This window comes from Candidatus Hakubella thermalkaliphila (assembly GCF_013281975.1).
Classification (GTDB): Bacteria; Actinomycetota; Humimicrobiia; order Hakubellales; family Hakubellaceae; genus Hakubella; species Hakubella thermalkaliphila.
Genome location: NZ_BLRZ01000452.1, coordinates 1 through 583, shown reverse-complemented (window position 1 = coordinate 583; position 583 = coordinate 1). Strand labels below are relative to the sequence as shown.

The window sequence follows — 583 nt, the reverse complement described above, 5'->3', positions numbered from 1 at the left end:
TGGTTACCTGTCGACTTACGTCTCCTACTTGATGGCCACCGGTGAGATTACTGGTGCGGTGGGTGAGACCTTCACAGCCGGCAAAATGGGCGAGTACACAGTCGTTGATGATGGTATGGGAGGCACTATGGTCGTTTTAGGACCTCCGTTCAGGTTCACTGCTGAGAACATCGACGAATGGGCTGACGGCTACTAAAACTTGACCGCTCATGTGATGGGGGAGGGGGTACTTTCAGCGATCCCTCCCCCATTATGCTATATGAAGCTCACTACAGTGAACTATCGCCTTTGATAAAATATCTTTGGTAGATAAGCTTAAGGGTTATCTGCTGGATGGCCTCTCTCCACTCATTAAAACCTTTGATAAAATATCTTTAGTAGGTGAGCTCAATGAGGGGATGCTGGACTACTTCCATGTTGGAGTGCTCCTCATATTACGAGGGCGTAAATTTAGGACTTTGCAGACAGGAAAGAGGCCATGTCTGATTACATCTTGAAATTGCAGGGGATCAAGAAGAGCTTCCCAGGTGTGCTGGCTCTGGATGGGGTTGACTTTGACCTGTGTTCTGGTGAGGTACATGCC

1 pseudogene is annotated in these 583 nt (G+C 48.4%); it reads left to right on the top strand.

Annotated elements, in window-relative coordinates:
* A pseudogene (locus HW443_RS12670) lies at positions 1 to 196 on the top strand (rhamnose ABC transporter substrate-binding protein); the annotation flags it as partial.
* Between the last annotated feature and the right edge of the window lie 387 nt (positions 197 to 583).